This is a genomic window from Jeotgalicoccus aerolatus (assembly GCF_014635205.1).
Classification (GTDB): Bacteria; Bacillota; Bacilli; order Staphylococcales; family Salinicoccaceae; genus Jeotgalicoccus; species Jeotgalicoccus aerolatus.
In genome coordinates this window covers 634,511-659,458 of the sequence record NZ_BMCN01000001.1, presented here as the reverse complement: position 1 = coordinate 659,458, position 24,948 = coordinate 634,511, and the positions used below count along the sequence as shown (strand labels likewise).

Below are 24,948 nucleotides of genomic sequence, written 5' to 3'. Positions count from 1 at the left end.
ATGTGATATTCGGACTCGGCCTAAGGGGGGACCGGGGCGATGTGCAGAACGTACCCTTCCTGGTTTACCTGATAACGGGTATTTTTGCCTTCAGCTTTATTTCAGGCTGTATAAACGCCGCGTCGAAATATTCAGAGTCCGGACTCTCTTTGCCGGCAGTCAATGGTTTGTAGACATAGGTTTCAGAAAATCTCGGTTTGGCTTTGTCACTTTCAGCAGTCACTCGAATACGGTATTCCCCTGGCTCATCCAGTATAAACTGACAGTATCTTGAATCGGTACGGTGAGATTTCTTATACGGCTTTCCGTCTTTATAAAGTTCATATATATAGTATCTCGGTTCAATATAGTTCATATAGACAGAAAGAATATTATCTTCCAGTTTTTCGTCGAACAGAAGCTGGTTTTCGTAGTTGTCAGAGTTGAATTTTCTGAGCTGCTGGACGAGGCCCTCGTATATTTCAATGGGGCATCCAGCATGTCAGTTACGCCTTTGTTATCAGCACTCAGTACAAGCTTATTGTCAATGCTGTTGTACAGGAGTTCATAGATGCCGGCAATGAAATCATCGTGTTCATTGTTCGGAAACACGTCTATTAGGATGACCTGTTTATAAAAGGATGTCAGTTCAAGTATTTTATTTAAATGCTGTTTCAGCGCCTTGAATTGTTCAATTTTACGGACTTCTTCATAATCCACTGCCTCGTCGAGCAGCTCGAAGGACTGTCTGTTGAAATAAGAGCCGTTATATTTGACAAGCGTATTCATTTCGCTCAAGAGATCAACCATTAAAACTTCAGCCCGGGATTCCTGCAGCTTGTTTAAATTCGCCTTGTTCAAGTCTCTGTGCGCAGTTGAGATTTTAACGATGTCCGATGTGTTGAGGTCTTTCATTGCAGCAGGGTAAGGCTTGGATAAGAGTGACAGGAAACTCTGGCCAGTCACGAAATTATTTACATCATATGGGAAACTTCTGAATTCTGTTAAACGGCCGGCAAACTGGCTGCCGATAATATCGATTTTCATAAAAATGCTCCTTGGTATTTTTCGTAGAATGTTTTCTATTTCGCCACCTTAATAGTATAATATAAGATGAATCACTGACAAGGAGACGGCGTATGTATTTTTTCAAGAAAAATTTACTTAATATTATCATATGGACATTGGCACTCGGAGTAGTAGGTACAGCTGTTAATTTCTTCATACCGCCGATGAGTACAACGTACGAAGAATATTATACCTTAGAAAGCGGGCTCGAACCAAATACGATTGCAAATTTAAATATTCAGTTTAACGAAACTGTGAACAAGGCATCGGATAATATTCTTGTAGCCGCTGCAGACGGCCAGTCGGGATCTGACATTTTACATCTGACAATTACGACTGAACCGGGAATTAATTACAATTCCATTCAAGCTCAGGCTATGGATATGCTGGCAGAAGAAGGTGCTATAACAATTGACAGCACTGCTCTGAATGTCTATGAGACACAAAATGACGCTTTAAAAATAATGATCATTTTACTGTCGCTGTTAATCGGTGCCGGCATCGGTATTGTGACAGCGCTTAGTAATAGAAATATAAGTACTGAAGAAGATATCGAGCACTATCTTGGTGAAAGAACCCTCGGTACTTTCTAGGAGTGAGACTATGAGCGAAACGGAAGACAGATTCAATAACTTTGACGAAGATATAATTAACAAGCTGTATGATACAGCTATAGCAATAAGAAATGAAAATCACGACAATCCCAATAACAAAACCATATTCTCTTCTGTAAATAAGAGAATGGCAGTGACTGATGCTGCGATGCATATTGCTTATATACTCACGGAATTAAAAGATAAGGTGCTGGTTGTTAATCTCGACAGCAGAAGCACTGAGGCAGTGGAAGAGTATATCCATTCAAAAGCAAAACCGAACTTGTTTACGACTTTAAGAAATTCGATGTTTTTAAGTGAAGCAATCAACCATTCAGCCTTTGAAAAACTCGATATTATTCATGTTGAAGAAATGGATGAAGAGGAATTGATGGCTAAGTTCAGCGACCACAATGTACTGTCGAAATTAAGCCCGCTGAAAAGCTATTATGACCATATTTTCCTTATCGGTCCGCCTTTTGAAGAGTGTGAAAATTACGGTGCTTTTTTAGAACTTGCTGACAGTGCAGTGACCGTTATAAGTGCTAAAAAGAACGACAGACAGGAGTTAAATCACTATTTACAAAAAATTAACCTTTTTAATGTAAAAAGTTTTGGTATAGTAAGAAAAGCAGAGTAATTTATATAAGAAAAGGTAGGGTGTTTTCAGAGTGAGACTAACAACAATAGGATTAGGTTATATCGGCTTGCCGACATCAATTATGTTTGCAAAACACGGCGTTGATGTACTGGGTGTCGATATTAAACAGGAAGCAGTAGATATGCTGAATGGAGGAACCATTCATATCGAAGAACCTGGATTGCAGGAAGCGCTTGAGGAAGTACTTGAAACAGGCAAATTCAGAGCGTCTACGACTGCAGAAGAAGCAGATGCATATATTATTGCGGTTCCTACACCAAACAATAATGATGAACATAAATCAGCAGATATCTCTATTGTAATGAGCGGCGTTAAATCGATTGTTCCATTACTTAAAAAAGGTGATACTGTTATCGTAGAATCAACAATAGCACCGCGTACGATGGACGACCACGTTGCGCCTTACCTTGAAGAACAGGGCTTTAAAATCGGGGAAGACATTTTCTTAGTCCACTGTCCGGAACGTGTACTGCCCGGTCAAATTATGGAAGAACTTGTGTACAACAACCGTATTATCGGCGGTATGACGCCTCAGTGTGTTGAAGCAGGTAAAAAAGTGTACGGTACATTTGTACAGGGTGAAATGATTGAGACAAACGCTAAGACAGCGGAAATGTCTAAATTGATGGAGAATACTTATCGCGACGTGAATATTGCACTAGCGAACGAACTTGCTATGATTTGTAACCGTCTTGATATTAACGTTCATGAAGTAATTGAAATGGCTAACAAGCATCCGCGCGTTAATTTGCATACACCGGGACCTGGTGTCGGAGGGCACTGCCTGGCTGTAGACCCTTACTTCATCATTGCTGAAGCACCGGAAGAATCTCCATTAATTCAGTTATCAAGATCAATCAACGTGTCTATGCCTGAATATGTAGTAAGCATTACTAAAAAAATGCTGTCTAAACTGAACGGCAACAAAGTGACTGTTTTCGGTTTAACATATAAAGGTGATGTGGATGATATTCGTGAATCACCGGCGTTTGATATTTACGAACTGCTTCGTAAAGAAGAAGGACTGGAAGTAAATACTTACGATCCGCATGTGAAGATGGACTTTGTTGAGAAGGATATGAAGTCTGCAGTGACTGATTCTTCATTAGTATTAGTATTAAGCGACCACAGTGAGTTCAAAATCTTAACAGATAACGATTTTGAAACAATGAAAGACAAAGTAATTTTTGATACGAAGAATGTAGTACCGAATAATTTCTCTGAAGTTCAATACTACAACTACGGTAATATTCAAAAATTCTAGTATAAATATAAATAGCAATACAGTTAATCTGTATTGCTATTTATTTATTTATTTATTAAGAAGTAGAGGTAAGAGATGATAACTAATATTATAAAAATAAATTCTAAGTATAAGGAGAGAATACATTCATTTCTGGAAAACAAACAATTGTACATTAAGCCCAATTTACCTTATATCGATAGGAATGATAGCTGGACGGATAGTAGTATTGGAAACAAGACAGTGTTAGTTTACTTCCATTCCTTGTTGATTGTTAAGGATCTTACATACTTTGCAAGGAATGTAAATAATAAATATGATTTATTGACTTATAAAATTATTAAAAATTGGTGGAGTGCTAATGAGAATAATAGCAATGCTTGGAATGAGCACTCAGTAGCTGAAAGAGTTTTGAACTTTATCTACTATTTTGAAACGACCGAGGTAGAATATGATTACAATCTGTACAATGAGATTTTAGATAAGCATTTAAACTATTTATTGGATAATAATAATTATAAACTCAACAACCACGGATTAATGATGGATAGATCATTATTAATTTTAGCTTACTATCATCCTGATGAAGAAATGAGAAAGGAAGCTGAGTCTATAGCTATATCAAGATTTAATCAATTCATTAAAAGAGATTTTTCCAGTCAAGGAATTCATTTGGAGAACTCACCCGAATACCACCAGTTAAGTTTAAATATAATATCTCAGGTCCAAGAAGTTTTAAATCAGCTAGACATTAAATTATCATATGAGATTTTAGAGATTATTAAAAATTCAAAAAGTTATTTATCTAAGTTAATGATGCCGAATGAAAATCTGCCCATGGTGGGTGATACGTCATTAACAAAATTTATTAATAAAAAAATTATACAGAAGTCATGGATTATGAAAGTGGTATTTTTGTATTTCAAAACCAAGAGTATTGGCTATACATGAAGAATAATTTCTTGAAACATACCCATAAACATGAAGATTTATTAGGTATACTATATTACGTAAATAATACAGAGATATTAGTTGACTCTGGAAAGTATAATTATGATTACCAAAGTGAGATTAGAAAATATATAATATCTGAAAGTGCCTATAATGTTCCATTTATAAAACAGCATCAAGGAAGCTCGCTTAAAAAAAATAAGTTTGCTACTAGTATACATGAAAATACACAAGAAACACTTCATTTAAACGCTACAAATATTACTGATATATATAGTATAAATAGAAATGTTATTTATCTTAAAAAGTTTAAAACTTTAATTATTATTGATCAATTTCATACTCAAAAAGATGAAACATTTGTTTCTAACTTTATATTTAATCCTGATATAACAATTAATCATATTAATGATAAAACTTATTCCATAGATGAACCAGGATTAATATTTAAAAGTTTGTTTAATAATATAAACATGTTAGATAAATCAAATAAACATGATAATTGGATATCATATAAGTTCAATAAAATTACAAAAACGAATAAATTAATTATAGAATCAAGAGGAACTGATTCACGGCATGTCAATTTAATAGTTAGTAAGGAGTTTGAAAATATAAATATCAAAATAGAAAAAAAGAAATTAAAATCAGTTTTGAAGAAGAAAATTATTATTTTACAATACAGTAAATTAAATAGAGGAGTCTAGCAATGAGGGATAAATTTTTAGTAGTAAGTAACGCATATCCATGTTATAGAGAAATCAAAGATATATTCTTTAGAACTAAGACAACATGATAGCATTATATGCCAACAAACTCTTTTTATAGCTTCTTTTTTAGGTACTTTTATAATCAATGAAAAATATTTAAATCGTTTAGTTATTAAAGAGCAAAGAAAGAGTTATCGTAAAAATTCTATATGTATCATTGTATTTCCTAAATATATTAATTTAGAAGGTTATTTTTTTGATTTATTCCAAGCAAACTTTCATTATCAATAAAATATTAGTTGCATTATATCGATTATACGTCAACAGAATATTAATAGTATTTTGAAGGTATTGATGGATCAAGAGTTTGTAGAGATAGAAGCAATAATAATGACACATGATTTTAATTAAGCGAAAATGAAATTAAAATTTTACAATTAAGATACCCAAGTTTAGAAGTGAAATTTAGATATTGTGCGAACCAAATGAAACTAGGTGAATATTTGAATTTAGGGGTGGCTTCTACTAGATATTTTTATATTACTAAAATTGATGATAATATTTATAGTTCTAATTATTTGGAAGGTAGTTATTACATTTTAATGTATAGTGATGCTCATGTAGTAGTTAAAGGAGCACATTTTTAATAATTAAACGTGTGAGAAATAATACCCTCAAGTATTCACATATACTAATGGGTAACTCTATTCGGATACATAAATATTTTTGAGGAAATTTCTATTCTATTTCTCGATAAGCCTGAGGGCACAAAAATTTTGAAAAGAATGAAAGATCGGAATAAATCCATTTTTCAAACAACTCCATTTGAATATCGTGTAGTGCGGAAGGATGAAAACTATCAAACATGGAAAATTAGCTACAAAAAGTTAGTGGAAAATAGCAGGATAGTCGAGTACGGTAATCTATTCTATTTTATAAAAACAGAATAAATACGGAATTTCCGAATCTAAATATTTTCTTGCTGACTAAATCAATTTCGTCTAGATGAGTACAGTCTAAAAGAGGTATTTTAAAAGTGAATTTTTTTGTCATAGAAATGATTGTGAAAAACTAGAAGAGAGATAAATGGAGAAATCAAATAATGGATACGAAACTTACTAAAATAAATGTTAAAGTTCCAATTAGTGAATCTCAATTAAAGTTCCAATTGATAAATAATGATACTAATAAAACTATTGTATCTAAAGTAATTATAATAACTTGGAAGAAATTAACCTTGATTCTTATCACTTAGAAACTCATTATAATTATTCCTATGCATTCTATGAAAAGGAACAGAATAAGTGGGAAATTATATCTAAGAAAAATATATTTCCAATAACTTATGATATAGAAAATGAACTCAGTTATTCTTTGTTTGAACAGACAGACTCAAAGAAGCTTATTATAGTATTTTCAAGTTCTATTGAAAACAATAGATTTAATTATTTTAAAGTATTCCAGGAATACAAAGCAAATATCCTTTATTTATCGGATGAAAATATTTTGACTGGGCCAACGACATGCTCATATTATAATGGGAATAATAATTACGAGGTTAAAATCATTAATTTGATTAGAAGCGTCATGGAAAAATTGAACATAGAAAAAGAAGATACAATTTTATTTGGTTCTAGTAAAGGTGGCTTTGCTGCGCTATATTTTACTTTTAAATATAATTTTGGGAGTGCATTAGTTGGATCACCTACAATATATCTAGGTAGGATTCATAGACATACAGCAAAAGGAAAAAAGTTGATTAAACATTTAGCGGGTGAATATGATAATAGTAGTCTTCTATTAATTGATTCTTTAATTTTTAACGCAATTGATAAATGTAAGAGTAGACCACATATTTTTTATCATGTTGGGAAAGGAGAACCGAGATATTCTAAGCATGCGATTCATTTTTTAGATTATCTCACACTGACAAGAAAAGCAACATATGAACTGGATTTGGGGAATTACTCCAATCATAGTTTAGTTGGGGAATTCTTCCCTATTTATGCGGAAAAAGTGTTAAGGGATGACTATAAAATTAAAAAAAGCCGTGAGATGTTTAAACTGCTGCCCGTCAAGTAGTCAGGTAAAAAAACGATATAGTGTTTTGTGCCCACACGACAATGACATACTCCCCGTAAAATAGTTTATTTTTTAAGTGTCTACTACAGGGGCATATCATTTATTAGTCTCACGGTTTTTATTTACACTAATTTTACGCATCTAAAACTGTATCTAAATACTGTATTATTACACTGCAGGTAACAATACAGATGAGGTGAGTACTGTTATGTCTTATGATAGTAAAACACTAATTGTTTACCTTGACGGTGATTACCGTCGCTTTAAAGCAGTTGCGGATATATATCAAAAATTTGATTATGATCAGGCACATATACTCATTACATCTTTTAATGATGATAACGAACTCCGCGGTACGAAAGATCTTTTAAACTCCAGCTACGATTATATAGACGAACGTCATATCCTCACAGAATACTTCTCAACGACCACTTACAACAACGCAGTAGAAATTCAGCAGATACTATCCAGGTTACATTACAGTCATGTCATCATCGTTACGAGCCAATACCACATTTTCCGCACCAGAATGGTTTTTAATAAGGTGTTTAACGGGAGCAGAAACTTAAAATTTATAGGCGTTAATCATCAAACGACACTGCTCGAATATTCATCTGAAGCTGTGAAGATAGTATTATATCTCTTGCGGAATTATAAATTCTTTACTAAAGACAAACTGCTTTATAATAAGAGCAGATACAGAAGAGTATCCCGGTTAAGATATCAGTAATAAAATCAGCAGGAGCATCAAATTTTAATCCACTGTATGTTAAACTGTTAATAATGACATAAAGAATAGGGGATTACATGAAGAGTTATAAAGAAACTAAAGAAGAATTATTGAATCAGACAGACTATAGAAACTTCACATATCGGATGACACGTTTGCCGGAAATGATTGAAGCACAGTCCAAAAAACTGGATGACATTTTAGCTCAGTTTAAGGAAGAAGGGTTCAACCATTTATCAGTCGTCGAACTTTGCCGTGCTTTCGTTAGAATCGATTTAATCAGATTGTCTCTGATGCAAAGTACTCATGGTGTTTTAAGTGAAGAGGATAAAGTTCAGTATCCTTCGGAGTTTGAAGTATTAGAACGATTCACGCTTGAAAAAACGGATCAGGATTTTTATCCTCTAGATTTTCCTAAAGAACTTGAAGATAAAAACCAGGAAATCCGTAAACAGCTGATTCAGCTGACTAAAGAATTAGAACCGCTGCTGCGTCTCGTAGAGCAGAACACGGGTGACATGAACGAAACACTGAAGATTGTTATCACTCAGCTGCAGGCAAGCAATAACCATGTTCTCAGCAAGATTTACGATGATGTATTCTATACAACAGTGCTGGACTACAACATCGATAATGCCTTTGAAACAGCATGGAAAAACAATTTAATCCAGTCACCGCTGGTATCATTCTACTCGGTATTCACATTGTCATTTTACGATGATATGTTTAAAGATCAGCTGGTATAATTTTAAATTTGCACCGTTCTTAATTTGTATTAAGGACGGTTTTTTTATTTTGATTGATTAATAAATGACTAATATATATCTAATCGGGTATTTATCTATTAGAAAATACTTTACTGAAAGTGAGTGATTCCTATGGTGACATGTCAAAATTGCGGTGAAGAAGTACTGGAAGGGACAAGAGTTTGTCCAAATTGCGGAGAGTTTATCCGCGATGATGAGAATTTCACAGATGCTAATGGTCTGATTCAGGAAAGAGCACCTGAAGAGGAGTTCTTAAATGGTCCCGGTAAAGATAACAAAATGGAAGATATGCCGGAAGAGAATTATCCTGAAGACGAGTTAAATAAACAGCAGAAAAAAGAACGCAGTGATTTTGGCCGTGCGGATGAAGACTAAAGCTTGCTTCCCGGTGTTGCCGGGAAGTTTTTTTGATGCTGAAATGACTAGATATCTTTGATAAGGGTATTTGTCTAAGAACATAAACTGAAAAGAAGTTTACATTATGGATGCATGTCAAAATTGCGGTGCGAAACTCACCGATGAAACTGCTATTTGTTCGAATTGCGGAGCGTATACTTACGGCGGAGAACAAGCCGAAGATGTCGAAGACAGAATAGAGAACGTAGCAGTAGAAGAAGAGATTCTCGACGGTCCTGTGTCTTACAATGAACCGATAGAAAATCTTCCTGATGAAACATATCTAGATGACGAAGTGGACGACCTGGAACTTGAAGCGGAACGCAGAAAGTTCGGCAAGTCGACTGAATAGAAAATCTCAGGATAATCCTAAATTAATAAAAGCAGAGGTGTAAACTCATTAACGTTTACACCTCTGCTTTTTAATTATCGCTCAATCTTATTTCTTTTATTTTGATGATTAATCAAATTAATATCTTTGTTTGTTGGAATATCATTTACCGCACTCACTCTGTTGTCTGACAGGGGCAAGATGAAATTTCTTGTGATTTGAAGCTATAATACTTCTAAACATAATACCATCTCATGTATATAAATTAATCTCAATATATGAACTTTATATATTCTTTAAAGAACTACCTGTAAAATATTGGCGAAAATAGTTAAATGTATGTTCTTTTTATCTGGTTTATAAGAATAAATTTTCAGATAAGTTATTGTTAAAAAAGCAATGATTGTTATAATTAAAGTAAATAAGGAAAAGGAGGAAAATTTATGCAATGTCCAAATTGTAAAGCGCAGATTTTTGAAGGTGACCGTTTCTGCGGAGAGTGCGGAACAGATGTTTCAAAAATCACAGGAAACGAGCCTGACAACGGTCATATTAAGATGGTGTCTGATACAAATCAGCAAGGAAAAGCAGGCACTTCAGCGCCTAACAGAAATACATATTTTAAAACGGTTTTATCTTTTATTAAAAATTCTTTTTTAAGACCGGGAAGAATGATAGGAGCTGACAAAATTTACGCTCCATCTGTTACATCTGGGACGGTTGGTATGGCAGCAGTAATTGTCAGTCTGCTCTTCTTTATTATGGGGCGGTCGCTGGCAGGACCTTACACGTCAGTTCCATTCTCTGTACTGTTTAGAATTTTCTTCGTGCTGGCAGTATTGATTGCAATTTATTACGGGGTCACCATGCTCATGAATGTTTTATTGTTAAAAAATGCGAGGAGCTGGCAGCAGATTCTGCATGACTTTTCTGTTTCAACAACGATTGTACTCGGCTTGTTTGTAGTGGCAATTGGCTTTTCAGCAATTACACTGGTGGAAATCGGTATGCTTTTCTGGGTAGTTGGATCACTGTTATTTATTACAGCACCAATTTATATTTTCCTGAGGTACGCACAGAATCACAATGTGAAGTTTGACAGCTATTACTCATTAATTATTTACTTCATTATTAATGCAATTATTTATTATATTTTAGTCCGTATCGCAATTGCACAATCCCTGTATTATATGGAAGACTTATTTATGTTTTAAATTAGGAGGAGCCAATGAAATTTTGTAAGAATTGCGGACATGAACTTCGCGATAACGCTAAAGTGTGCACTCACTGCGGTACGACTGTAGCCGCACAAGACGAGGAAAAGAAAGAGCAGCCGGCTTATGTGACGTCACAGACAGCTTCAGATGATGTCGCGCGCGAACCTATGGATCCGAAGAAAAAGAAAAAGTTAATTATGATTATCAGCATTGCAGCAGCAGTGATTATTGCCCTGTTTATAATTTATAAAATACTTGAAAATATGGCGTCTCCGGACGCTGCATACGACGAGATCAGTGAAGCTGTAACGAGTGAAGACACAGAGTCATTTCAAAAAGCAGTCAGCACTGATATATCAGAAGAAGAAGCACTGGCTTACTTTGCTTATGTAGACAGTGAAATCGGCATGTCTCAGTATGAAGACATGATTAATGAACAAAAGACGTATTTGAGTGACGGTGTGCCCGGCAATGACATTCATGACGGCCTGCATACGCTGCTGTCGATTGAACAAAACGGTTCTAAATATTTATTCTTCGATGATTATCAGTTTAGTATTCCGAAATCCAATGTATATGTTGAAGAAAGCGGCGGACTGGATACTTTTAACTACGAATTTAATGGTGAAACTGTATCGTGGGATACTAGCGACAGTAAGTTTAACGAACTGATTCCGGGTAAATATAATTTTGAAGGTACCGGAATTATTAATGAATCAGAAGAATATAACGCATCAGTGCAAGTTAACTTTGCAGAGTCCTATGATAGAGTAGAAGGTATTTTGAATGCAGATCTTTATAACGTAGAACTGATTGTACCTGCACTTTCTTTCTACGGTTTGGATATCAGCAGCGAAGATATTTCATTGACATTGAACGGCGAACCGTTCGCAGAGGATGAAGAACTCGATTCATATCCGAAAATCGGTCCATTTAAATATAATGAGGAATACGTAATAGAAGGCACAGTCGAATACGGCGGTGAAACTTTTAACATGGACAGCGTAACGCTTAATATAAATGAAGATAGTGAAGAACTGTTTTCCGATTATGACCAATCTATTCCTTACTATACTCTTGAAGTGAAATTTGACGAAGAAGCAATGTATGACCAGCAGGAGAAAGTGTCAGAACAGGAACAGATTGAAGAAACCCGGGAATCGTTTGAAGAAGATATGGAATCAAATGTTGAAAATCTGGTCAGAGATTACTTAAATGCTCTGGAGTTTATGTACATGTTTGATGATATCGGTGAGGTTGAACCATACATTGCCGAAGGTTCTGATATTTTGGATATTCTGGAAAGCAATCTCGACAGTGATTCATTTGGAAACTTGGATATTCAGCGGGTATCGTTCAGCAACTACAGCAAAGACGGCAACTCAATTGTAATTGATGCAGAAACACGCAGAATGCATGATGATATCGATGACCCTGCGACATATTTAACGCGCTATAATATTGAGTATGACCCGGAAACACTTGAATTGAAAATTACAAGTTTCAGCGATTTATAATTAACATCTTTAAAACAAGGCTCCCTGTAAAGGGGGGCTTTTTTAATCTATTTAATTATTAAACAGTAAATAGAAGTTAATTGGAAGGAAACAACTTCCAGCTTCTCCGCATACAAAAAAGGCAGCCCGAGTATTTTCGGACTGGCTTTTAATATATTACCTTATTTTAGAAAATCTTCTGTTGATGTGATTTCTGCATACATACCGTTTAAAGCTGCGATGAATGAGTAGTGAACCTGTTCTGCCGGCACATCATGTTCATTATAAGACAGATCGAGTGTAGCACATGCGTCTTCAATCACTGTCATTTCAAATCCTAAATCTACCGCAGCTCTTGCTGTCGCATCAATACACATATGCGTCATCATGCCGATAACAATTACTTTTGTGACACCATTGTCTCTTAATTTACTTTCAAGATCAGTCTTAAGGAAGCTGTTCGGGAAGTTTTTAACAATCACTGTTTTGACTTCTTTTGGTAGTACTGATTCATGAATATCAGCACCTTCTGATTCAGGCAGGAAAACGCCTAAAGAAGGATCTGCAGAGATGTGCTGAATAATTAAGTGAAAATCAAATCCTGTTAAAAAATGATATACATTTGTAAGAGATTTGTTAAATCAAAACGGATATTTTTATCTAAGCACTAATCCGCGGTATAATATAGGTGACTACAGTGAATGGAGAGATTTAATGATAGATATTCATAATCACTTATTAATCAACGTAGACGATGGTCCGAAGTCTGAAGAAGAAACTCTGGATTTACTCAATCAGGCAGCGGACGAAGGCATTACAGATATTATCTGTACGCCGCATCATCACAGCGGTACGTATAATACACCTGCTGATATTGTAAAAGAAAAGCTTTCTGAAGTACAAAATATTATCGATAAACACCAGCTGCCTGTCAAAGTGCATCCGGGCCAGGAAATCCGAATCAACGATGATTTGATTGAGGAGCTCCGAACGGGAGAAGCTTTGACACTGGCCGGCAGCAAATATATTCTTATCGAGTTTTCTTTTACGGAACTGCGCGAAGATGTGGATGAAGTCTTTACGGCCCTCCGGGAGCTCGGACTTACTCCGATTATTGCCCACCCCGAACGCTGCCGTCCGCTTGTTAAAAATGAGCAAATTTTAGCGCGCTTAATTAAAGAGGGAGCGCTGGCCCAGGTGACAGCGGCTTCCGTATGCGGAGAATTCGGCAGCGACCTGCAGGAGAACTCACTAGAGCTGATACAAAAAGGCCTGATTCAAATTGTGGCAAGCGATGCTCACCATGCAGAATACAGGCCGTTTATGTCCAAAGAGGCATTTGAAATTATTGAAAACGAACTCGGTAAGTCCTATGTTGAAAAGATGAAACAGACGGCAGCTGATGTACTGCATAATCAATAATAATTATTCCCGCTCTTTTTTACTTTGTTTCACTTTAAAATAGTCGCCGCCCTTTTTTTTAGTATCATCGGTTCCCCAGTCAGTTAGATTTTTAGTATCATCGGTTCCCCAGTCAGTTAGATTTTTCGTATCGACGAGCTTAGGGATATGTTTCGAACAGTGGATGTAAGCTTCATGCACTGTCGTCACGACCCAGAGTTCTGTCCGGTTTTCGTGCTGTGCAAAAAGAGCAGTTCGGGTGTTTTTATCCGGAATAATTGTATGTAGTTCATCGTTTTCAATAATTTCAGCAGCACCGTTAACGTGCAGTCCGATCTGATCTTCAAAGAAATCGATAAACAGAAGGCCGATATGCGGATTCTCAGTAATATTTCCAAGCGATGCCATGACACCGTTGCCGCGGTATTCCGGGTACATGAGACGTTTATTGTCTATTATATAAACGAAACCCGGTTCACCAGCTTTAAAGGTCGAATCACAGTTGCCGCCGGCGTCGCTTGTCGACATGAACAAAAACTGCCGGGCTTTCACAAACTCCTGCATTTCCGTATTTAAATAGTCGATCATCTGATTGTTGTAAAAAGCATCTGCACGGCGTTTTGTTCCGTGCATTTCCTGTAAATTACGTTCACCCTGTGACATAATATCACTCCTTAATATGCTCAATTTTAACATTTTTAAAGTTATAAAATACGGGTATAGTTTACAAAGAGGTGAAGGAAATGAAACAGATTATTACGATTCATTATATCGGCGGATCGACGATGGAAGTGAACAAGACAGAAGCGGTAAATGAGCTGCTCGGCTTAATCGACGGTACTTTTGAAGATAATCAGTTTGTGAAACTTCCGAGTCGGAGCGGCGGAGAAGTTTACGTTAATTTAAGTCTGGTAACTTCTCTTGAAGTGCGGAGTATATAAAGAAACTGGGACAATAAGATAAAAGGCTCGGGAATCTTGAATTTAAGATTTCCGAGCCTTTTTACGCTGAAATAAATGAAAGGCGGATTCTCGAATGTTAAAGCAGGATCCGGGCTCTTCAGGTTATAGTGAATTGTTATCGTAAAAGTCTGTCATCGCTTTTAATCCAGCGGCAGGGTCAATATTGTCTGCTCCCTGCGACTGTATAAACACACCGAATGTAGTAATGAAGTTCAGCAGATTCTGTTTTTCAGCAACATGTCCCATAGTACCGATGCGCCAGATTTTACCTGCAGCCGCACCGAAGGTGCCGGCAATTTCAACACCGAAGCGTGATAGCAACTCAGCACGGAATTCCGCGTCATTAATTCCTTCCGGTATTTTAACGCAGACGACCATCTGCATCTCATGTTCTTCATCACCGAACAGCTCAAGACCGAGTGCTTTTATTCCTTCTTTCATCGCTTCGTGGTGATAGCTGTGACGGCGGGCTCGTGCTTCTACTCCTTCAGCTACTGCGAGTTTCAGTCCTTCATACAGCCCGTATACATTTACCGTTGCCTCTGTATGGTGGTTTAAGCGGCGTTCGCCCCAGTAGTCCTGCAGCTGGGTTAAATCCAGATAGTTGCTCGTAATGAAATGGGATGTCGACTTGTCATTCTCTGTACGTATTCCTTTTTCCACGCGTTTCCGCTTATTGATCTCATCGCTGAAACGTTCATTAAAGGTAATCGGAGTAATTCCCGACGGCACCGACAGACATTTCTGGGCACCGCCGATTACTGCATCGAGTGCCCATTCATCAACCGCTATATCCTGGCCCATATAAGTTGCCACTGCATCGACTACAGTAAAGATGCCGCGTTCTTTTGCTGCATGTCCAATTTTCTGAATCGGCTGCAGGCGGCCGGACGATGTTTCTCCGTGAATAATTGTCAGAACTTTAGGTTGTACTTCATCCATTTTTTTTATAATATCATCCTCAGGGATTACTTCTCCCATCGGCGCTTCGATTGTATGAACGACACCGCCGGCCCGTTCAACCAGTTCAGTCACCAGGTAACCGAAACGTCCGATTATCGGAACGAGTACCTTGTCGCCCGGCTCAACGATACTGGCAATTACAGCCTCGATGCCGGCACGGCTTGTGCCGTCTATTGGAAATGACCATTTATTTTCAGTTTTAAATGATTTCCGGATTAATTCCATAGTTTCATCCATTATTCCGGTAAATTCCGGATCGAATTGTCCAAGAATAGAATTGCTCATAGCCTGGGATACTCTCGGATCCACTGCAACAGGTCCAGGTGTCATGATCAGTCTTTTGTTTATTTGTAAACTTGCCATTATGCGCATCATCCTTCGTCTTTTTATTTTTTTGTACTGTTAATAATATAATTATTAACGCAATTATACAAATATTTTTATAAAACTTATTTTCACACCAGTTTTTTGTGATGTTTTGCACAATGTATATAAAAATTTTATCTACTATAGATAAAGTAATATCTGGAGAGGTCCTGTAAAATATAAGGTGATCATAATATAAAAATATTATAAAAGGAGATTAACCATGGAAAACAAAAAACTTTCCAACAGCTACTGGATAAAAATCGTCATTGTTTTTACGCTCGGATGGATTGCGATTTATGCAACGCGTACAATTTTAAATCCGATTATGACCAATATTCAGTCTGAATTTGCCATTAACGCAACCCAGCTCGGCCTTCTGAGCAGTCTGTTCTTCTTAGGATATACTGTCACACAGATTCCTTCAGGCTATCTCGGAGATAAATTCGGAAGGAAGAAAATGATTATCCCTGCCTTTATCGGCTTTGGTGTGCTTGCAATAGTTTCAGGACAGATGATAACATTCTATATGTTCCTGATGATGTGGTTCCTGACTGGTACTTTCCAGGGGGTATTCTACGGACCGCAGTACGGATTATCATCTGAAGCAATTCCGCAAAAACGCCTGACACTCGGCAGTGCCATTATTAACAGTGGTATGGCTATCGGTATGTCAGCCGGGTATTGGATTTCCAGTATTACAGTTCAGGAAATGGACATGTCATGGCGTACACCGTTCTGGATTATGGGTGTTATCGTAATTGTGATCGGTATTATTATGTGGATTATAGTGAAGGAGCACCCGCCCGGTTATCAGGCGCCAACGAGCGAAAGCGGTGCGCCGGCGAAACTGAAAGTATCGGAACTGTTCAAAAATAGAAACCTTATACTGGCTTTTATCACTATATTCTGTTCGATCTACGGTTTCTTCGTAATTCTGACCTGGCTGCCGTACTACCTTGAAACAGCACGCGGCATCAGCGGCTCAAGTGTTGCTTTCGTGTCATCATTAGTACCATGGGCATCAATTCCTGGTATGCTGTTCTTCGGATGGCTGTCAGATAAATTAGGCAAGCAGCGCCCGGTATTATTAGTAATGGTTCCGCTGGCTTTTCTATCGACAATATCTATAGTACTCTTCGACCAGATATGGGTACTCTATGTATCACTCATCGTTTATGGTATCGTTGGTAAGTTAAGTACAAACCCTGTACTGATTGCCGTTGTAGCTAATAACGCACCGCGTGTCGGTCTTGCAACTTCATTCGGTATTTATAACTTTATCGGAATGTCGGCATCAATTTTAGCACCGTACATTACCGGTTTCATTACAGATGTTACAGGAAACTTGGATATGGGTTTCTACCTTGCAGGCGGCCTGCTTGCAGTCGGTATTATTGCGGTATTCCTGCTGGATGAATCAGGTTATAAAAGAGTAGAGCATGTAGAAAATTAAATTAATATTAAATAGTAAGACCTTCCCAAAGCTCACATCAGCTTTGGGTTTTTTTATGAAAGATGGGTACAAACTATTCGCACAATTCTTACTATAAGCGCTTACATGATTTTAATAATAAGATAAACTTATCAGTAAACATTAAATTTATATAGATTTATCTGAATATTTATGATAAATTCAAATCATGTTTATTTTAGGGGGGATTTTTGTGAGCGATTCCAAAGATAGAGGAGTTGTCCAAAAAAGTTATGATAACCTTTGGAGTGAATCCAAAAGGACAAAATCATTACTCAAGTTTTTTAGTACTAAAGATTTAAGAAATGCAGCGACCGGTGCGCCTTCGCCTGAAGAGCACAGGAAAGCATATAGTAAAGCTCAATTAATCGGTTTAATTTTAGGGCCTCTGCTTTTTGTTCTGGCTCTGCTGTTTTTAAAATCCGATTCACTGGACAGCACAGGCATCTTTGTTGTTGCTGCGGCATTGTGGATAGCAACTTGGTGGGTCACCGAAGCTATTCCGATTCCAGCCACATCGCTGTTGCCCCTGGTTCTGTTCCCGATGGGTGGAGTAATGTCAAATCAGGAAACAGCAAGTTTTTACGGAGATGACATAGTATTCTTATTCTTAGGCGGTTTCTTACTCGCCGTAGCAATGGAAAAATGGAATTTACATACCCGTATTGCCCTGTCTATTATTAAAGCTATAGGTACGACAACAGCAACAATTTTACTTGGTTTTATGGTCTCTACTGCCTTGCTTTCAATGTTCGTATCCAATACAGCAGCAGTAATGATTATGATTCCAATCGGTCTTGCAATTATTAAAGAAGCACATTCGTTATCAACGCCGGAACTCGGAGGCGATGTTAAATTATTTGAGAAAGCACTCGTCCTCGGTATCGGTTATGCAGGAACAATCGGCGGACTCGGTACTTTAATCGGAACGCCGCCGCTGATTATACTGGCAGGCCAGATGAGACAGATTTTTGATGTTGAATTAAACTTTGCCCAGTGGATGCTCGTCGGTATACCGGTAGTCATTGTAATGCTTGCGATTGCCTGGGCATATATGAATTACTTCTCGTTTAAGCACGGTATGAAAGAACTGCCGGGCGGACGTAAAATTATCACAGATGAACTTGAAAAGCTTGGAAAAATGACAAGAGAAGAAGTATGGGTGCTGGTAATATTCATCCTGGCAGCAGCCCTATGGATTATGCGCGGTTTTTTCTTCGATCAGTTCGCGTTTACAGAAATGCTCGGCGACGGTTCCATTGCGATGTTCGCTGCTGTTCTTCTGTTCCTGATTCCATCGAAGAAACAAAACGGGCGTGTTCTCGACTGGGGTGTCGCAAAAGACTTGCCTTGGGGCGTTCTGCTTCTGTTCGGGGGCGGGCTGGCTTTAGCTGGATCTATAGTTGCCACAGGCGTAGATGCCTGGATTGGTGAAATGCTCGCAGGTGTAGGCGGCATGCCGCTGATTCTGATGATTGCTATCGTGGCAATTTTAATACTGTTCTTAACAGAGTTCACATCAAATACAGCAACAGCAACGATGATTTTACCTGTACTTGCAGGACTTGCGATTGCTCTTGATGTTCATCCGCTTGCTTTAATGATTCCGGCAGCAATGGCTGCAAACTGTGCTTTCATGCTGCCTGTCGGAACACCGCCGAATGCGATTGTCTTTGGAACAAATAAGGTAAGTATCGCAGAAATGGTTAAAACAGGGTTCTGGCTGAATGTCATTGCTTCAGTTATCATTATCGTTGTGGTTTATCTGTGGGTGCCGGTCGTTTACGGTATCGACCTGCATGTATTCCCGTTCTAACAGTTTAATAAATAAAATAAATGAGTCCCCTGCAAAAGAGGGGACTCATTTTCGTCAGTGAGCAATTATAAAATTCAAGACAAAAAAGCAGCGAAGATATCTATTAAATAGATGACTCCGCTGCTTTTATAAATATATTTAAGCGTGTGATTCTTTTCCGCTTCTAAGGTAGATTACAAAGAAGAAAAATACTGCTGCGGCAATTAGTAAGATTGAACCGATGTAGAAAGCAAGGACTTGTGATCCAGTAACGTCACCGATATAACCTGTCAGCCAAGGGGCAACGACTGATGATGCCATTCCGAAGAAGTTAAACAGACCAAGCGCTTTTGCTGTTTTATGCTCTGGAACAGAATCTGATACATAAGTAATCAGTACCGGGTCTATAGCCAGTTTACCCATTAATCCGTAGATAATCAGTGCGATATATAGTACCCAAGGTGCTGGGGAGTATACTGTCAGACCAATCATAATTGCTGCAACGATTAACAGCATCAGGATGTATTTCAAACGATCCTGTTGTCTTCTGTCGATCAGACGGGCAAAAATTAAGGCACCTGGAATACCTGCAACAGCAACTAAGGCTGAAACATAACCCACATCTGATTGTGCGAATCCTTTTTCAGCAACTAGGAACGACGGTAACCATGTCACGATCATGTAGTAACCGTAACACACTGCGAAATAGGTAAAGTAAACTGTAATGTGCTTGCTTGAGAATAGTGATACATCATTTTCTTGATCAGTGACGATATCTGCTGAAGTGGCTTCAGCATTCTCTGGGTTTTCAATTACGGCAGCTTTTTTATCACTCTTGATGTTGATGAAGAATACAAATGTGACGCCGAGGATAATTAACGCTGTACCGTAAAGCATCCAGTTCCATTCGATATTAAGTCCGCCGACTAAAACTGAAGAACCTATAAGACCGATTACCATACCGACAGCAGAACCGCTGCTGATAATTGCGTTGGCAAAAGTTTTCTTGTCTTTTGGCACGTGTTTTGCTGATAAACTGTATGCTGATTCGTAATAACTACCTGTTGCTAGACCGGCAATCAGTGAACCGATGTAAACTTGAATGATTGTGCTCGATGTACCAAGTACGACTGCACCGATTGCAAACCCGATAAATGCTGGTATTAAGACTGCTTTCTGACCAAATTTATCAGCCAGTGCACCTGCGGGAATTTGCATTCCTGTATAAGCAAAGAAGTAAACAGAAGCGATAAGACCAATTTGTGATTGTGAAACATCACCTAAGGAGCTTTGAATTTGAGGATAGATTGGTGTTAGTATCGTTCTGTAAATCCAGATCGCGACCCAACCAAGTACTAAAGCGACTATAATTTTCTTATAGTACTGGGAGCCGTTTTTTTCTAATTCGTTCATGAAGTACGCCTTCTATAAATTTTTAACTACTTATAGTATACGCCTGAAAAGGAAAACACTCATTGTTCACATTGGACAATGAGTGTTTTAATAATTATTGACTGTTCACAACTAATCATTCTGGATATGCTGTGAAATAAACAAAGCGAGACGTATGTTAAGCGAATGGACGGGATCCATAACATTTACTTTCAGCATTTCTTCACATTTATTTATACGGTACTTAACAGTATTTCTATGCACGAAAATTTCATTTGAAGTCTTCGTAATATCACATTGGTTATCCATATAAATCTGCAGTGTTTTTTTCAGTTCCTTATCTTTTGTATTTGAAGGGAAGGCCAGATCCCCAAGTGTGCTGTGCACAAAGGGGCGAACTTTATCCTGCGGTAAAAGCTGCAGCAGCTCTTCAAAATTTCTTGGACGATAAACTTCCAGAAACTCTGTCATGCCATCTTTCTTTGAAAGATCAAAGGTTTCCAGCGCTTCGAGGAAGGATGAATGAATCTGAGTGAAGTCAGATACTTCATTGCCGATCCCAAATGACAAGGATTCCTTAAAGAATTTTTTGTATTCCTGCTGCAAATGTCTGCAATAGGCTTCATAGTATTCATGCTTATCCTGGAGCAGGATAGCAAATTTGTTAGAATCGCCAAAACCGAAAATACTGATGTTTGGGTCGAGTGTAACGAGTACGCTTTGCAGCCATTCAAAAGTCAGCTGATACCGTTCGCTGACATACTCGGAATTTTCAATTTCACTGCCCGGATCAATTCCGCATATAATCACTTTATAATATGATGAATCGATTAAATGATACCGTTCAAAGAACTCCGGGTTACTTTCTAAACTGATTGGAGATCCTTCAGTAGTGTTAATCAGCGAACTGAACAGCAGGTTCACATCTTCCTGTTCCGTTGCGCGTATTCTCGAATCTTTATAAAGTGCGAATGACAGTGAGTTAATCGCTTGTTCTATTGCCAGATGACTGAAAGGATAACTGATCGTCTCTAAATTTGAAACAATTAAATAATAAGGGAAATACGAGAAAGCCCGCACTTCAAAAACGGCAATCTTACTGTTGAAATCGACATTTAAATGTTCTTTTTCCGGCAGGTAGACCGTATTGAAATATCTCATATTTTCTTTCAGCAGTTTCTGGTTATTATTAAAATCGTTGCTTGTTACTTCTACTTTGTAAAAAGGATTCACGAGAATCAGCGGCAGACGGAGAAACTGACTGAGCTGATTCAGCATGCGTTCTACACTGAATTCTTTAATCAGCATAGAATTCATGCGCTGCTGAACTTCTAAAGCATAATATAATTTTTCTGTTTCGTTTTTTGAAATATAAGTTGATATGCTGTGTGTCGCCTGGCCGAGCTTCCAGTTTTCCGGAATTTCTATTAACGGAAATCCAAGGGCATCCGCATGTTTAATGACTTTATCATCAATAGTATGAAGAAAACGTGATAATTTAATGCCGAGTGCTGCAACCGGTACGCTGTTCAGCTCATCGATAAAATGAATCAGTGCCTCCTGATCATCTCTAAAGTTCATAGCAGTTGTCAGCATCAGTGTATTTTGGGACGTATAATCTTTAACATCCGGCGTTTCTGTTATATCAACACTGGTAATTTCGCGGGAGAGATCTGCTTTATTATTGATTAAAGTAAAATTACTGAAACGTTCCAAGGATAATATTTCTTTAATTGATACCACTTATTCATCACCCATAATTCTATATTTAAAATTTTGTACAAAATGCACAAATTTAAAATTCAGACGTAATATTTTAACTATATTTATTTCTTCATATAATAGTACACTAATAATAAATAAAACGTAAATATAATACCCCATGGCGCGTTTTATGCCTTTGAATAAGGGTAAAGAAAACGGACAGCTGAATGCAGGTTTAAGTTTACGTTTTGATAAAAATGATCAGGAGGAATTATATATGGCTTTTGATTTGATTATAAAAAACGGTCTGGTAATTTTACCAGGCGGAGAAAAGAATGTCGATGTCGGTATTACTGACGGTAAGATTGCAGCGATTGCCGATACTATTGATGCAGATGCAGAACGCGTTGTCGACGCAGAAGGTTTAATCGTATCACCGGGTATGATCGACGCTCACGTACACATCAGTGAACCGGGCGGCAGTATTCGCGACCATTGGGAAGGGTACGATACAGGAACACGTGCATCGGCAAAAGGCGGAGTCACGTCGTTTATCGAAATGCCTTTAAACCAAATTCCAGCTACTGTAGACAAAGAATCAATCGAGAAAAAATTTGCTGCTGGAGACGACAAACTGTCTGTTGATGTATACAGTTACGGCGGACTCGTTCCATTTAATCTGAACGGCGGCATTCAGGAGCTCGACGATAACGGCGTTGTTGCATATAAAGCTTTCGTCGCAACAGCAGGAGATCGTTCTATTGAAGGAGACTTCATGAATGTTGACGATTATTCTTTATATGAAGGAATGCGTCAAATTGCGAAAACTGGTAAGATCCTGTCAATTCATGCAGAGAACGGACCGATTACAGATAAACTCGGTCAGCTTGCACAAGAACGCGGCGAAAAATCGCTGGCGGCTTATGTAGATTCACGTCCGGTATTTACTGAAATCGAACCGATTCAAAAAATTATTTTATTCGCTCGTGAAACAGGCTGCCGTGTGCACATCGTTCACGTTGCTTGTGAAGAGGGCATTGATTTAATTAATGAAGCGGCAAACGACGGCGTGGATATTACATGTGAAACTTGTACGCATTATCTTTACTTCTATAAAGAAGAGCTCGACGACATTGGTCCAGTTGTAAAATGTTCACCGCCAATCCGCGAAAAATCACGCCTTGAAGGTATGTGGGAACGTGTTTTTGACGGTAAAGTTATGTTCGTTACCAGCGACCACTCTCCATGTACGCCGGATTTAAAAGATACAGATGATGCATTTAAAGCATGGGGCGGAATTTCAGGTATCCAGAACAATGTGGATGTGCTGTTTGATGAAGCAGTTCAAAAACGCGGCATGTCACTGGTTCAATTCTCTGATATTATTGCTTCAAATGTTGCAGCACGTTTTGATCTTGAAGGCAAGGGCCGTATTGAAGTTGGATATGACGCTGACTTTGTACTGATTAAAGGCGACTCACCTTATACACTTGAAAAAGAAGCGCTCGAATACCGCAACCAGATCAGTCCTTACATCGGACGTGAAATCGGTGCGCAGGTGGCTTCAACTATTTTACGCGGTGAGGAAATCTACTCACTTGAAAATGGCGTCAGCGACCTTAAAATTGGTAAATTTTTATAAATAATATTAAAGCTCCGTGCAATTTTTGATTGCACGGAGCTTTTTAATAATGTTGCAGAACAGGTCAATTCATCAAGTGTGGTCTGCCATAAACTGTACAGCGCACTTGTAGATTTCAACATTCTCTTCGCTGACTGTCTGGTCGAAGTTATGAACCGCTGTATCGACTTCAATAAACTGGCTGACCGGTGCAGTTTTAGCAATTTTTCTACTGAAAAATGCCGGGACGTCAGGATCATTTTTTGCATGAACGATGAAGATAGGCGGCAGCGAAGCGAGGTCGTTTTTTGTCAAGCGGTATTTATCGGCATTATTTTCTGTATCGACACTTAAAACATCGCGCCAATTCCCCTTGTGGCGGTAATATAAATAGAGCAGATATCTTGGGTCCGGGGGTTCATTTACAGTGATGTAATTTCTGACATTGCTGGTTGCCAGGTCTTCAGTTAACAGGTGAGATAAATGTTTTTGATCGTGCGGCAAGTAATTAAAATCAGTATGGGTAAAGTTGAAATAGCCGTAGAAGTCAATGACACCGGCGATATTGAAGTCGCGCGCTGTAATGAGACTCAAATAGGCACCGGCTGACCGGCCCATAATATATATGTTTTCGTGTTTCAAACCGGCTGCGAAGTGATATATGTCATGTAAGTCGGTAAAGATATCATCTATATCAGATTCCGGCGCTAATCTGTAATCAGCAGCGAGGATGTTAAAACGACGTCTCAGCACTTCTAAATATTCTGAAGGGAGGTCCGTTTTTTCTCCGAACACGAGTCCGCCGCCATGCAAATATATTAATGTGCCGAGCACATCAGATGTATCTGCTGCGGTATTTTCATACAGGCTGCCAGATAGAATATACGTGTCAGTTTCTTTTATAGTGATTGCAGTCATTAAGAAAAACCTCCTTTTATTTACTTTAACTATTATACAGACTAATGAATTTTTGTGTATTTGTCTAAAGTGAATAATTTGAAAAATTATGATTGTGAAAACTGTCAATGCCTGAAGTAACATTTAAA

At 37.8% G+C, this 24,948-nt stretch carries 25 protein-coding genes; 17 read left to right on the top strand and 8 right to left on the bottom strand.

All coding sequences use genetic code 11. The features are described 5' to 3' along the window. Nucleotides 1–64: 64 nt before the first annotated feature. Entirely contained in the window at nt 65–355 is a 291-nt protein-coding gene (locus tag IEU81_RS03405; RefSeq protein WP_186090306.1) for a hypothetical protein, read from the bottom strand. Beyond that, nucleotides 352–1,026 carry a DUF6270 domain-containing protein gene (locus IEU81_RS03400; RefSeq protein WP_186090304.1) on the bottom strand — a complete coding sequence of 225 codons (675 nt, stop codon included), beginning with the start codon at nt 1,024–1,026 and terminating at the stop codon, nt 352–354. The genes IEU81_RS03405 and IEU81_RS03400 overlap by 4 nt, the downstream gene beginning before the upstream one ends. Before the next feature lie 92 nt (nt 1,027–1,118). On the opposite strand from IEU81_RS03400, the gene IEU81_RS03395 reads away from it, so the two are divergent. The 12 genes from IEU81_RS03395 to IEU81_RS03340 all read left to right on the top strand — a co-directional run bounded on the left by IEU81_RS03395 (nt 1,119) and on the right by IEU81_RS03340 (nt 12,245). Then, entirely contained in the window at nt 1,119–1,640 is a 522-nt protein-coding gene (locus IEU81_RS03395) for a hypothetical protein (protein WP_186090302.1), read from the top strand. A 10-nt stretch (nt 1,641–1,650) separates the two neighbouring features. Beyond that, entirely contained in the window at nt 1,651–2,280 is a 630-nt protein-coding gene (locus tag IEU81_RS03390) for a ParA family protein (protein WP_186090300.1), read from the top strand. A gap of 31 nt (nt 2,281–2,311) precedes the next feature. Then, nucleotides 2,312–3,565, top strand: a complete 1,254-nt coding sequence (locus IEU81_RS03385) for a nucleotide sugar dehydrogenase (RefSeq protein WP_186090299.1) — start codon at nt 2,312–2,314, stop codon at nt 3,563–3,565. 75 nt (nt 3,566–3,640) lie between these two features. Beyond that, nucleotides 3,641–4,495: a heparinase II/III family protein gene (locus IEU81_RS03380; RefSeq protein WP_186090297.1), complete on the top strand. Its 855-nt coding sequence runs from the start codon at nt 3,641–3,643 to the stop codon at nt 4,493–4,495. Next, nucleotides 4,438–5,202 carry a heparinase II/III domain-containing protein gene (locus tag IEU81_RS03375; RefSeq protein WP_186090296.1) on the top strand — a complete coding sequence of 255 codons (765 nt, stop codon included), beginning with the start codon at nt 4,438–4,440 and terminating at the stop codon, nt 5,200–5,202. The genes IEU81_RS03380 and IEU81_RS03375 overlap by 58 nt, the downstream gene beginning before the upstream one ends. Nucleotides 5,203–6,426: 1,224 nt before the next feature. Further along, nucleotides 6,427–7,287: an accessory Sec system protein Asp2 gene (locus IEU81_RS03370; RefSeq protein WP_186090294.1), complete on the top strand. Its 861-nt coding sequence runs from the start codon at nt 6,427–6,429 to the stop codon at nt 7,285–7,287. Between the two features lie 208 nt (nt 7,288–7,495). After that, complete coding sequence (locus tag IEU81_RS03365) at nt 7,496–8,017, top strand: YdcF family protein (protein ID WP_186090292.1); 522 nt, start codon at nt 7,496–7,498, stop codon at nt 8,015–8,017. A 77-nt stretch (nt 8,018–8,094) separates the two neighbouring features. Next, nucleotides 8,095–8,763, top strand: coding sequence for a hypothetical protein (locus tag IEU81_RS03360; protein ID WP_186090291.1), 669 nt, complete (start codon nt 8,095–8,097; stop codon nt 8,761–8,763). Nucleotides 8,764–8,895: 132 nt separating this feature from the next. After that, nucleotides 8,896–9,159, top strand: coding sequence for a zinc-ribbon domain-containing protein (locus IEU81_RS03355; RefSeq protein ID WP_115884599.1), 264 nt, complete (start codon nt 8,896–8,898; stop codon nt 9,157–9,159). 106 nt (nt 9,160–9,265) lie between these two features. After that, complete coding sequence (locus IEU81_RS03350; protein WP_186090290.1) at nt 9,266–9,532, top strand: zinc ribbon domain-containing protein; 267 nt, start codon at nt 9,266–9,268, stop codon at nt 9,530–9,532. 422 nt (nt 9,533–9,954) lie between these two features. Continuing rightward, nucleotides 9,955–10,725 (top strand): zinc ribbon domain-containing protein, encoded by a 771-nt coding sequence (locus IEU81_RS03345; RefSeq protein ID WP_186090288.1) that lies wholly within the window; start codon nt 9,955–9,957, stop codon nt 10,723–10,725. Between the two features lie 14 nt (nt 10,726–10,739). Then, entirely contained in the window at nt 10,740–12,245 is a 1,506-nt protein-coding gene (locus IEU81_RS03340) for a TcaA second domain-containing protein (protein WP_186090286.1), read from the top strand. Nucleotides 12,246–12,406: 161 nt separating this feature from the next. Here IEU81_RS03340 and IEU81_RS03335 read toward each other — a convergent pair whose 3' ends face one another. Continuing rightward, on the bottom strand, nt 12,407–12,796 hold the full coding sequence (locus tag IEU81_RS03335) for a cysteine hydrolase family protein (RefSeq protein WP_268884140.1): 390 nt from the start codon (nt 12,794–12,796) through the stop codon (nt 12,407–12,409). Between the two features lie 142 nt (nt 12,797–12,938). Here IEU81_RS03335 and IEU81_RS03330 point away from each other — a divergent pair, with 142 nt between their 5' ends. Beyond that, nucleotides 12,939–13,646: a tyrosine-protein phosphatase gene (locus tag IEU81_RS03330; protein ID WP_186090284.1), complete on the top strand. Its 708-nt coding sequence runs from the start codon at nt 12,939–12,941 to the stop codon at nt 13,644–13,646. A 3-nt stretch (nt 13,647–13,649) separates the two neighbouring features. Here IEU81_RS03330 and IEU81_RS03325 read toward each other — a convergent pair whose 3' ends face one another. Continuing rightward, nucleotides 13,650–14,288, bottom strand: a complete 639-nt coding sequence (locus IEU81_RS03325; protein ID WP_186090282.1) for a pyridoxamine 5'-phosphate oxidase family protein — start codon at nt 14,286–14,288, stop codon at nt 13,650–13,652. Between the two features lie 80 nt (nt 14,289–14,368). On the opposite strand from IEU81_RS03325, the gene IEU81_RS03320 reads away from it, so the two are divergent. After that, nucleotides 14,369–14,566, top strand: coding sequence for a hypothetical protein (locus IEU81_RS03320; RefSeq protein WP_186090280.1), 198 nt, complete (start codon nt 14,369–14,371; stop codon nt 14,564–14,566). Between the two features lie 123 nt (nt 14,567–14,689). On the opposite strand, the gene IEU81_RS03315 is transcribed toward IEU81_RS03320, so the two are convergent. Beyond that, nucleotides 14,690–15,913 carry a pyridoxal-phosphate-dependent aminotransferase family protein gene (locus IEU81_RS03315; protein WP_186090278.1) on the bottom strand — a complete coding sequence of 408 codons (1,224 nt, stop codon included), beginning with the start codon at nt 15,911–15,913 and terminating at the stop codon, nt 14,690–14,692. A 226-nt stretch (nt 15,914–16,139) separates the two neighbouring features. Here IEU81_RS03315 and IEU81_RS03310 point away from each other — a divergent pair, with 226 nt between their 5' ends. Both IEU81_RS03310 and IEU81_RS03305 read left to right on the top strand, forming a co-directional pair. Then, a complete protein-coding gene (locus IEU81_RS03310) occupies nt 16,140–17,372 on the top strand; it encodes an MFS transporter (protein WP_186090276.1) in 1,233 nt (410 codons plus the stop codon). Nucleotides 17,373–17,583: 211 nt separating this feature from the next. After that, nucleotides 17,584–19,206, top strand: coding sequence for an SLC13 family permease (locus IEU81_RS03305; protein ID WP_231957160.1), 1,623 nt, complete (start codon nt 17,584–17,586; stop codon nt 19,204–19,206). 138 nt (nt 19,207–19,344) lie between these two features. On the opposite strand, the gene IEU81_RS03300 is transcribed toward IEU81_RS03305, so the two are convergent. Then, the gene (locus IEU81_RS03300; RefSeq protein WP_186090273.1) at nt 19,345–20,598 is read right to left on the bottom strand and encodes an MFS transporter; all 1,254 of its coding nucleotides are present in this window, start codon (nt 20,596–20,598) and stop codon (nt 19,345–19,347) included. Between the two features lie 111 nt (nt 20,599–20,709). Then, the gene (locus IEU81_RS03295) at nt 20,710–22,320 is read right to left on the bottom strand and encodes a PucR family transcriptional regulator (protein WP_186090271.1); all 1,611 of its coding nucleotides are present in this window, start codon (nt 22,318–22,320) and stop codon (nt 20,710–20,712) included. 238 nt (nt 22,321–22,558) lie between these two features. On the opposite strand from IEU81_RS03295, the gene allB reads away from it, so the two are divergent. Beyond that, nucleotides 22,559–23,923: an allantoinase AllB gene (allB, locus tag IEU81_RS03290; RefSeq protein WP_186090799.1), complete on the top strand. Its 1,365-nt coding sequence runs from the start codon at nt 22,559–22,561 to the stop codon at nt 23,921–23,923. Between the two features lie 72 nt (nt 23,924–23,995). On the opposite strand, the gene IEU81_RS03285 is transcribed toward allB, so the two are convergent. Continuing rightward, a complete protein-coding gene (locus IEU81_RS03285; protein WP_186090269.1) occupies nt 23,996–24,820 on the bottom strand; it encodes an alpha/beta hydrolase in 825 nt (274 codons plus the stop codon). Between the last annotated feature and the right edge of the window lie 128 nt (nt 24,821–24,948).